This window comes from Treponema sp. UBA7570 (genome assembly GCA_002477955.1).
In the GTDB taxonomy this organism is placed as follows: domain Bacteria; phylum Spirochaetota; class Spirochaetia; order Treponematales; family Treponemataceae; genus Treponema_D.
This window is the reverse complement of record DLLE01000042.1, coordinates 1-9901: the sequence shown is the minus strand read 5'-3', so window position 1 is coordinate 9901 and position 9901 is coordinate 1. Positions and strand designations below refer to the sequence as shown.

Here is a 9901-nt window from a genome sequence, read left to right as displayed (position 1 = left end):
TGCTCCTGCCTTTTGTTGTTTTTGTATTTAACTTTCTGTTAAAAAAAGTCTTTTAATTTACAATTCGGGTTTGCAGGGATATAATATTTATATGACAGATTTACTTACTGATTCGGAATTTGAAAAATTTCGCAAAATTATTTACGACAAGAGCGGTATTACTTTTTCGGCAACAAACCGTTCGATTCTTGATTCGCGCTTAAAGGAGAAATTGCGCGAAAAAAATCTGGCTTCGGTTCAGGATTATTATAATTTGATTATGTCTGATGAAGGCGAAATGAAAACGATGCTCGATTCTGTTACTACTAATTTGACTCGTTTTTTTAGAAACCAGCCGCATTTTGATGCTCTTGTTCATTATGTAATTCCTCATATTATTGAAGAAAAAAAGAAAACTGGCGGAACTGTTATTAAGATTTGGAGCGCCGGCTGTTCTACTGGCGAAGAACCTTATACGATTGCAATGATTCTAAAAAGTCTCTTGCCGCCGCCTTATACTTTCCAGATTACGGCTTCTGATATTTCTTTGAAGTCACTAATGGTTGGTCAGCAGGGATTCTATCCGGAATCTAGAATTCAGGGGATTCCTCCAGAATATTTGTCAAAGTATTTTATAAAAACAGAGAACGGTTATCAAGTTTGTAAGGAATTGATTTCTACAATAAAATTCGACTACCACAATCTTAGAAATGATTCTGGTATGAGAAATCTTGATGTTGTTTTTTGCCGTAACGTTTTGATTTATTTTGACGAAGCAGCTCAGAAAGCGTGCATTGATAGATTTTGGGACGCTATGGGCAAGAAATCTTATCTTTTTATCGGTCATTCTGAATCGCTCTTTGGAATGGATACGAAATTCGAATTTTTAAAGACAGACTGGGCGTGTCTTTATCAGAAAAACTTATAGAAAAAGATTATTTTTGCTTATACGAATTTGATTTGTGGCTCTTTGAAAATATATTTTTGTTTGAGCGCGCATTTTTTTTCGATTTAGTTATGGGAGATTTAAAAATGGACGACATTTCGGTTTTGGTTTGTGATGATTCTGCGTTAATGAGAAATGTTATTTCGCGGGTGATTGACAATACTCCTGGAATGAAAGTTATTGATAAGGCGATGAACGGGCAATTCCTTATAAGCAAACTGGAATATACAAAGCCTGATGTTATTATTTTGGATATTGAAATGCCTGTTATGACGGGAATTGAATATCTTCGCTATCGTAAAGAACATGGTCCTGATATTCCTGTAATCATCTTGTCTTCTATCGCTGAAAAAGGCGCTGCCGTAACTATGGAAGCTCTTGAACTTGGTGCCTGCGATTTTATTACCAAGCCAAACGGTTCTGTTTCTGTAGATATAAACTCTGTTGCTGACCGTCTGATTGAAATGATTGCTTCTTATGGCGGAGCTCAGGCGCGTTTTAATGGAAAAAATGTTTACAGCACTGATTACTACATTCGCTTGAATTCGGAGCGGGCGATTGAAAGAAAACTGCATGAGGCTCTTGGCGATAAAGCTAAAGATGTCGTAATTCCTCCTCCGAAGCCTATTCCAAAAGATTTTGAAACTTTTATTCCTCGTGAAAAGAAAAATATTGTTGCTATTACTCCGTTGCATGCTCCTGGAAAAATTAAACTGATTGCGATTGGGATTTCGACTGGCGGCCCTAATGCGTTACGTGAAGTTTTTGCAAATATCAATCCTGGGGTTAGACAGCCAATTATGGTTGTTCAGCATATGCCTGCTGGTTTTACAAAAGAATTTGCTGCAAGTCTTGACAGAATTTGTCCTTTGAGTGTTAAAGAAGCAGAAGATAAGGATGTTCTTGAAGAAGGTCATGTCTATATTGCTCCGGGTGATTTTCATATTGTGGTTGAAAACAATGGGTTTGGAAAATATCAGATTCGTACAAACCAGTTGCCTCAAAGAAATGGACACAGACCTTCGGCAGATGTTATGTTTGAGTCTGTTGCAAAGGTTTTTAAGTACAATGCTCTTGGTGTAATTATGACCGGCATGGGAAAAGACGGTGCTGTTGAGCTTGCAGAAATGCGTAAGCAGGGTGCGTGGACTTTGGGACAGGATGAAAAATCTGCCATTGTTTATGGAATGCCACGTGTTGCATGGGAACTTGGCGCTGTTCAAAAACAGGTTGCCTTAGACAAGATGGCTGAAGAAATAAGCAGTCTGGCAATGGCAAATTATTAAAATAAAAATTTAAAACCAAAAAAGCGATGATTGAGCTTTGTGTGAGCTGTATCACTCATCGTTTTTTTATATTTTTTGCTTTATTATTGGCGACAATGGTATGAATGTTGCTCTGCTAAAGATAAAGATTGCCAGTTCGCCTAAGATAAATGCTGAAAATCCTGTTAAAAACCTTATAGTTTCGTTAAATTGAATATTTGCTGGAAAATTTGCTATTTTAAACAGAATAGGGGCAAAATCAAGAGCAAGAATGCAAAGTGCTATGGGCAAGAAAAGTGCACAAAGCCCCTGTAAAATTCTGACTGGCTTTTTTAAGGCTATTCTGACGATATTTCCTTCTTCGAGATTAAAATTCTTTATATTTAATGCGGTAAATGTCTTTGTGCTGTGCCTGCATGTTCTTATAGAAGGGCAGTTTATGCAAGCTGACGAAAAAACTGAAGCCAATAAAACTTTTTGAGAATTTTGCGAAACAGAAATGACTCTAGCAAAATTAAGCATTTGTTTGTCCGTAATTTTTGATTGTTTTTAACTGAGCATCGCAGAGTTTGTAGCCGACTTTATTGCCTGTTTCTTCATATGTGTCGCGTAAGTTAAAGAGTGCGTCATAATAATATGGATCGATTGTAATTGCCTGTTCAAAGGCTTCGGAAGCGTTTTCGTATTTTTCGAGATTAAAATATATTACACCGAGTGTGTTCCAGAGTCTTGAATTGTTGCAGTTGTTTTCTAGTCCTTTATGGCAGAATTGCAACGCTTCTGTTGTAAGACCTATGTTAAAATCAATTAAAGCAAGCGTTTCGATTACTTGATCATCTTCGGCTTCGATTGAATAGGCCTTGTCCAAAGATTCTTTTGCACGCAAAAGGTCGCCTGTGTCGCGGTAAGTAACGCCAAGATTGTACCAAAGCCGATAGTTGTTTTTTTCCAAGGTAATTGCTTTTTGAAAACATGCAATCGCTTCTTGATATTCGCCGTTGGCTGCAAGTTTTATTGCCTGAGAATTAAGTTGTGAAACATTTTCTTTTTTTGCCGGCATATTTTTACTTCCGTTTTTGCTGTGGTTAACGCATTGAATTGAAAAGCTCTTCAATCAAGGTGCCTATTTCTGTTTTACTTCCGTAAAATAGTGCAAGCTCCTGACTTTTTTGTGTTACAAGTTCAGAACCTTTTTTTGCCGCCTGCTCAACCGCTCCGCTCTGTGTTAAAAGCTGAATTGCTTTTTCGACGGCTGGGCTTTCTATTCCTTCATTTTTTGCCTGAGTAAAATACTGGGCAAGTATTTTTTCGTCCTGCGGATTTTTTTGCAGATGCAGAAGCACTGGCAGAGATTTTTTGCCTTCGACAATATCATCTCCGCGTTTTTTGCCTGGATTTCCGGTTGTAAGGTTTTTTACATCGTCAATAATCTGGAATGCAACACCAATATCCTGAGCGATTTTTCCAGCTTCTTCGATTTCTGAATCAGTTCCGCCTCCTGCAAGAATTCCGAGTTTGACTGCAAGGCGTGCGAGAGTTCCTGTCTTGTTACGAACCATGGCTGTATATTCTTCGGTTGAAGGAATTAAGTCTGGATTTCTGTGCCATTTAATGTCCATTGCCTGGCCGAGGTGCAAAAGCCGCAGTTCCTGCAGAAAAAGTTCATAGAGACGCAATTTTTCGTCGGAAGACAGACTTAACGCTTTTATTGCGGTTGGTGCTTCAAAATAGAGCCAGCTCCCTGCGTTTATGGCAACGTCCATTCCGTAAGAAATATGTGCGCAAGGTTTTCCGCGCCGCGTGTCTGCTCCGTCTTCTATATCATCGTGAATAAGGCTTGCTGTGTGTGCAAATTCAACTAGCGGAGTTAAACCGTAGGCTTTTGTTGAATCTACATCTGTTTTTTTTGCCTGGGCTGTCATTTGCGCGCAGAGCACGAGAAGCAATGGCCGCCACCTTTTTCCGCCAAGCGAAACTAAGTGTGCGCAAGGCTGGGTTAAAACCGAAATATGTTCCTGATTTATGCACGAATCTATTTTTCCGAAAGACAGTTCTTTCCAGCTGCCATTAAGTTCTTGCGGCAGAATTTTTTGTAGAGAGAGTTCAATTTGTTCAAGTCGAGATGTAAATTCTTGTTTCATAGCTTTATTATAACTCAAAAACAAAATTTTGTGTACGAGTGATTTTGATTTGCGTGAAGGATTGGAAGGGCGGCTTATGAAGCCGTTGCGGAGCGAAGCGTAGCAATGCAGGCGGAAGCCGGAACCCTGGAAAGCCTGACGGCAATTTTTTGCCGGCACGCCCCTTAAAAATCCAAAAAAAAGCGGTAAACTTTCATTTACAAAACAGTAAAAAAATGAGTAAAATTTGCCGATTAAGAATTATGGCATCGAACAGTTATGAAAAGCCGGATTTTTGGTCGCAAAAAGCTTTTTCGGAAGGCTATCCTGCGCGTTCGGTTTATAAATTAAAAGAAATTGACGAAAAATTCCATATTCTCAAAAAAAACAGCACGGTTTTGGATTTGGGGGCGGCTCCTGGAAGCTGGACGACCTTTTTGCTCAGAAATTTAAGTCCGGAAAGCAAGGTTGTTTCCTGCGATTTGAATACTCTTGCAAAAGATGTCAAGGGCGACAATCTTGTTTTTATTCAGGGCGATTTAACTGACAAAGCTATTTTGGAAACTATAAAAAAAGAAGGTCCTTTTGATCTTGTGGTTTGCGACGCAGCTCCTAAAACAACAGGTAACAGAATTGTCGATACTGCGCGTTCTCAGGGGCTTGTAAAAATGGCGATTTATTATGCCCAGACAATGTTGCGTCCGGGCGGAAATTTTGCTGTAAAGGTTTTTCAGAACGGAGACCAGCAGGCGCTCTTAAAAATGATGCGCGAAATTTTTACCTCTGCAAAAGGTTTTAAGCCTGTTGCCTGCCGTGCCGAAAGTTTTGAAACTTATCTTATTGGAATAAATAAAAAAAATGTTTAAGGCTGTTTTTTTTGCTTTGCAATTGCATCTGTCAATTGCATTGCTTGTATTATAGACAGGATAAAAAATGAAATTTAAAAATACTGATTTTGCTGGTTTTAAAAAGAAAATTTTTAGCATGAAAGCTCTCGCCTGTTTTTCTGTAGCCACGGCTTCTTTTTGTGTTGTTTTGACGGCTGGACTTCTTTTACAGCCTGAAAAGCAGGAAGAAAACGGGCAGGGAGGTTTTGAAACTCCTGGTTTGCCTGTTGTTTCGGAAAGCGAAGTTGCTCTTGCTGAAGAAGAAAATTTGAACTTGAGCGAGATTTGCTATATTTCTTACCGCGTACATTCTGGAGATATGATTAGCGTTATTGCGTCAAATTTCGGAATTACGGAAGATACCATAATTTCTGTAAACAATATCCGTTCTTCAAGGCTTTTGCAGATTGGAACTTATTTAAAAATTCCTTCGATTCCAGGAATTCTGTACACTGTGCGCAAAGATGGAGAGACTTCTCTTTCGATTGCTGAAAAATATAAGATTGACAATGCAAAACTCTGCGCAGTGAATAAGGTTTCGGAAAGCGACTCTCTTTCTGCTGGAACAATGCTTTTTTTGCCGGATGCTCATCTGGATTGGGTTACCCGCCAGGAAATTAACGGAGATTTGTTTAAAAAACCTGTTCATGCAAGATGGTATATGTCTTCCGCCTTTGGATGGAGAAAATCGCCTTTTACAGGAGCGCGTTCTTATCATAGCGGAGTAGATATGGCCTGTCCTCAGGGAACTAGAATTTATGCGGCAATGGACGGAAAAGTAACATCTACAGGTTTTAACAACACTTACGGAAATTACGTGATTGTAACGCATCATTCTGGTTATAAAACACTTTACGGACACATGAGCGCAATTGCAGCTGTAAAAAATCAATACGTAACTCAAAATTCTGTAATCGGTTATGTAGGAAGTACAGGCTTGAGCACAGGACCGCACTTGCATTTTACAGTTTTTAAAAACGGCAAGCAGATAAATCCGCAGAATTTGTGGAATTAGACGGCAGCTTTTCCGGCTTTTCGCCCTTCCGCTGTTCGTTCCATTTGAGCGGCGTTAAGCCGCTCAAACTGACGGGGCTTCAATCCGGGCTGTATTAAACATTTTTTATAAAATCAAAAAATCTGTAAAATAAAGCCTTTGAATTTTCTGTAAAATCAAAATCGAATTCAATTTTTCTAAAATTTCTGAGTTTATTTTTTCTTCGTTTTTTTTTGCCAGTTCTTCGGCTGTCCGTTCAGAAAAATAATTGAGTATTATTTCGCGCATTTTTGCCAGATTTCGGTCTAATTCTTCGTAAAATGCCTGGTCGTCGCTGTATTCAATGTAAGGCGTTATAAGCACGATTTTTGTTTTTCCGTTTTTGCCGGGTTTTGTTGCTACGCGCAGTTTTCCGATTTTTGTAAAAGCCTTGTTGTTTTGAGAAGAAGAGCTTTTAAACTCTGCCTGATTTAAAAATATTTTTTCGCTGTCTGGCAATGTGTATTTAGTTTTGTTTTTTGAGTGCAAAATTGAAAAAGCAATTCCTGTAAAAAAAACAATCGCTGCGAGAAAAACTAATATTCCTGTTAAAATTTTATTCAATTTGTTCATATTATTCTTTTGTTTCTGAGCCGGCATTTAATTCAAAAATGGCTCTAAAATTGAGTAAAGCCTGTTTTTTGTTCTTTTTAAATTTGGAGAATTTTCGTTTGATTCTGCTACAAAAATTGAATTTCCGTAAGTCTTTTGTTCTTCCTGCGAAATAGAAAATTCCTTCCCAATTCGTGCCTTTACGTGGATTCCGTCGGCAAGCCATTCTTCTGTGAGCAAGATGCCGTTTTTGCGGATATCGTTTAAAAGCGCGTGTTTTTCTGTTGGAATTATCAGGTTTTGGACTTTGCCTAAGAGGCTGTCGCAGATTTTTTTAGTGAGCTGCTCAAACCCGGCATGATTTAAAGCGCTTATTTTTACCGCATTGCTGAATCCGGCATAAAGCCGGACTGCCTGCGGACTTTCCTCTTCGAGAGAATCTGTTTTGTTCAGGACGATTATTCGCTTTACCTTATCTGCTTTTATTTCTTCAAGAACAGAAACGACTGTTTTGTATTGCTCAAAAACATTCGGATCGCTGGAATCAAGAACGATTAGCTGTAAATCTGCGTTTTTTGCTTCTTCAAGAGTTGATTTAAAGGCGTTTACAAGAGAATGCGGCAGGTTTGAAATAAATCCGACTGTGTCCGTAAGAAGAATAGAGCCGCCTTCTTTTAAGTTGAGCCTTCTTGTTGTTGGGTCGAGGGTTGCAAAAAGCTTGTCTTCGACAAAAACATCTGCTCCGGTGAGTGCGTTGAGCAGCGTTGATTTTCCGGCATTTGTGTAACCGACTATTGCACAGGATGGACATGGCGTTCTGCCGCGTTTTTTGCGTTGTGTCTGCCGGTCGAGCACAACCTGAGAAAGTTCTTTTTTTACAAGCGCAATCTTGTCGCGAACCTGTCTTTGATCGAGCTCGAGCTGGGTTTCGCCGCTGCCTTTTGAACCGTAATTTCCGCCTCGTTGTCTTGCAAAGTCGCCGTACATGTGGGCAAGCCGCGGTAGTGAATATTCGAGTTTTGCAAGCTGCACCTGAAGAACTGCTTCTTTTGTCTGCGCCCGTGCAGAAAAAATCCGCAAAATGACTTCCTGCCTGTCAAAGACTGCAAGTTTTGAAAGTTTTTCCCAGTTGCGCTGTTTTCGCGGTTCGAGAATGTAGTCAAAAATTATTGCATCTGCCTTAAGTTCTTTTGCAAGTGCGCAAAGTTCCTGAGCTTTTCCTGAGCCGATTCCATAGGCGGGTGAAGGTTCATAACGCGTCAAATTTACGCTTCTGACTGTTTCTATTCCGAGTGTTTTGCAAAGACCTTCGAGTTCTGCAAGTGGAACTTCTGGCTGGCCAATAAGCAAAGCTTTTATTTTTTGATTCTGTTCTTCTTCAATTTCTATCATGTTTTAGCGTTTATAAAAGTGCAAATTTTATAACAAAAATAGTATAAAATATTTTACAAAAACAGTGAATTCCTTACTTTTTTTTGCCGATTTTAGATAGAATAGAGAAAATATTTTTTAATTTGCAGGTGAAATTTTGACTTCGAGTCAGAAATTTTCTGTAAGTTTGCTGATTTCTGTCTTAATTTTTGCTTTTTTTTCGGTGATTACACTTTCCGGACAGTTTGATTCTATTGAAGCAAAATTTTATCAGCCGGCTGTAAGAAAACCGATTGAACAGAAAATCAGAGAACTTTCGGAACAGGAAAAACAATATAATCAGATTCTCTTTGAGCGTTTTGCTTCTTTTGCTTCGGACGATGCCGTGCTTTCTTTTACAAAATCAGTTTCGTCTGACGAGGAAGTAAAGTCGCGCGCTTCGGCTTGTGCAAAGATTTTTTCTTCATCGCCTTATTTGCAAGGAATTCGCATTGTTGATTCTAACGGCCGAAAAATTCATTACAGCAGTTTTGGAAGCGATAAAAAAAAACAAAATGAACGCTCGACGGTCTACGAAGATTATTCGAATTTCGTAAAAAACGGGCAGGAAGTTGAATTTGAGCTTTTAGATTGCAAAAATGGCCGGAAATTCAAGATTTTTAACGATTTTGAAAAAAAACGCATAATTTATTCGTTGCCTTTTATTGGAAAAGATAATTCTGGAAAAATTTCGCAGCCGGCAGACGTATTTTTTTATTGCGGAACCGAGGACTTTGTAAGGTTTTTGTATTCAAAAAACAAAATCAGCCTTTCGGAAAAAGATGGAGCGGAATATCTTTTTACAGGTGATTCGAATTTTGCAGGTTATATTTTTGGACTCCCTTATTCAAATTCTGAACTTTTGGGGAACGGTCTCGAAGCGCTGCGCGAAAATGTCCGTAAAAAAGTTTTGAATTTGGCTGAAGACAGGCGGACTGAACTTTTTGAACAGAATGTTTATTTGACAGGAACATATCTTCTTTTGGATAAAACTGAAGAATCAAGCGAGCAAATTGATTCTGAAAAAAAAGAATTTTCGACGGACAATGCTGGAGAAAATAAAGAGCCTCTTTCTGCAAACTACAATTTTGCGGTTTTTACGAAGATTGTAGATTTAGGAGAAGAAAATTTTAGTTTTCTCTGTTTTGTTTATGACGGCGGAATGTTTAAAATTTCGCTTGAACTTCGTATTCTTTTGTTAGCGCTTGTTTTTTTAACCTTATTTTTGACGATTTTTTTGATTTTAAACTTAAAACGCGATGATTTGAGCATAATAAAAGCGAGAATAAACCATTTTCAGAAAATTTTTGCCGAATCGTACGAAAAGTCCAACGAAAGACTTCCTGACGAAGAGCTGCAAAAACGAAAAAATGAGTTAAAAGAAGAAATAAAGAAAAGCCTTGGCCGTCTCGGAAAAAAATATCCTGCCGAAATTGATGCGCTTTTTGAAAACGGCTGGACAGAGTTTTTTAAAACTGCAATTTTTTCAGATTTACCAAAAAATTCACAAATTCCAGAAAGCGTAAAAATAGACAGTGCCGAATTAAAAAATGTTCTCGAAGAAATCTTGGGTAGCGGTCAACTTGACATAAAAGTAAAAAATCAGGAAAGCGCAAAAAAACGCGATGTGCAGGAAAGTGCAAACGATGTTGAGCCGATTGACGAAGCAGAGAGCGCAGATGAGATCGAGCCGGTTGAAGAAGTTGAGA

General features: G+C 38.6%; 10 protein-coding genes. 5 read left to right on the top strand and 5 right to left on the bottom strand.

Annotated features, from left to right (window positions below; all coding sequences use genetic code 11):
- The first annotated feature begins 91 nt into the window (after window positions 1-91).
- Both B4N75_RS05045 and B4N75_RS05040 read left to right on the top strand, forming a co-directional pair.
- Window positions 92-907: a CheR family methyltransferase gene (locus B4N75_RS05045; RefSeq protein WP_288518496.1), complete on the top strand. Its 816-nt coding sequence runs from the start codon at window positions 92-94 to the stop codon at window positions 905-907.
- A 104-nt stretch (window positions 908-1011) separates the two neighbouring features.
- Window positions 1012-2211, top strand: a complete 1200-nt coding sequence (locus B4N75_RS05040) for a protein-glutamate methylesterase/protein-glutamine glutaminase (protein WP_296706749.1) — start codon at window positions 1012-1014, stop codon at window positions 2209-2211.
- Window positions 2212-2277: 66 nt separating this feature from the next.
- Here the strand turns inward: B4N75_RS05040 and B4N75_RS09270 are convergent, their stop codons facing one another.
- From B4N75_RS09270 to B4N75_RS05030, 3 genes are read right to left on the bottom strand one after another with little or no spacing between them, the layout of a single operon-like run.
- Window positions 2278-2712, bottom strand: a complete 435-nt coding sequence (locus B4N75_RS09270) for a SoxR reducing system RseC family protein (protein WP_296666737.1) — start codon at window positions 2710-2712, stop codon at window positions 2278-2280.
- A complete protein-coding gene (locus B4N75_RS05035; RefSeq protein WP_296020323.1) occupies window positions 2705-3250 on the bottom strand; it encodes a tetratricopeptide repeat protein in 546 nt (181 codons plus the stop codon). Before B4N75_RS05035 ends, B4N75_RS09270 begins: the two co-directional genes overlap by 8 nt.
- Window positions 3251-3275: 25 nt before the next feature.
- Complete coding sequence (locus B4N75_RS05030) at window positions 3276-4331, bottom strand: FPP/GGPP synthase family protein (protein WP_296706748.1); 1056 nt, start codon at window positions 4329-4331, stop codon at window positions 3276-3278.
- 242 nt (window positions 4332-4573) lie between these two features.
- Between B4N75_RS05030 and B4N75_RS05025 the strand changes: the two genes are divergently transcribed.
- Window positions 4574-5176 carry an RlmE family RNA methyltransferase gene (locus B4N75_RS05025; RefSeq protein ID WP_296706746.1) on the top strand — a complete coding sequence of 201 codons (603 nt, stop codon included), beginning with the start codon at window positions 4574-4576 and terminating at the stop codon, window positions 5174-5176.
- A 67-nt stretch (window positions 5177-5243) separates the two neighbouring features.
- Window positions 5244-6212, top strand: coding sequence for a M23 family metallopeptidase (locus B4N75_RS05020; RefSeq protein WP_296020314.1), 969 nt, complete (start codon window positions 5244-5246; stop codon window positions 6210-6212).
- Between the two features lie 105 nt (window positions 6213-6317).
- On the opposite strand, the gene B4N75_RS05015 is transcribed toward B4N75_RS05020, so the two are convergent.
- Together B4N75_RS05015 and hflX are read right to left on the bottom strand one after the other, a co-directional pair.
- A complete protein-coding gene (locus B4N75_RS05015) occupies window positions 6318-6803 on the bottom strand; it encodes a flagellar basal body-associated FliL family protein (protein WP_296706743.1) in 486 nt (161 codons plus the stop codon).
- 27 nt (window positions 6804-6830) lie between these two features.
- Window positions 6831-8174: a GTPase HflX gene (gene hflX / locus B4N75_RS05010; protein ID WP_296666748.1), complete on the bottom strand. Its 1344-nt coding sequence runs from the start codon at window positions 8172-8174 to the stop codon at window positions 6831-6833.
- A gap of 136 nt (window positions 8175-8310) precedes the next feature.
- On the opposite strand from hflX, the gene B4N75_RS05005 reads away from it, so the two are divergent.
- Window positions 8311-9901 (top strand): hypothetical protein (locus B4N75_RS05005; RefSeq protein WP_296706742.1); only part of this gene is annotated, 1591 nt, incomplete at its 3' end.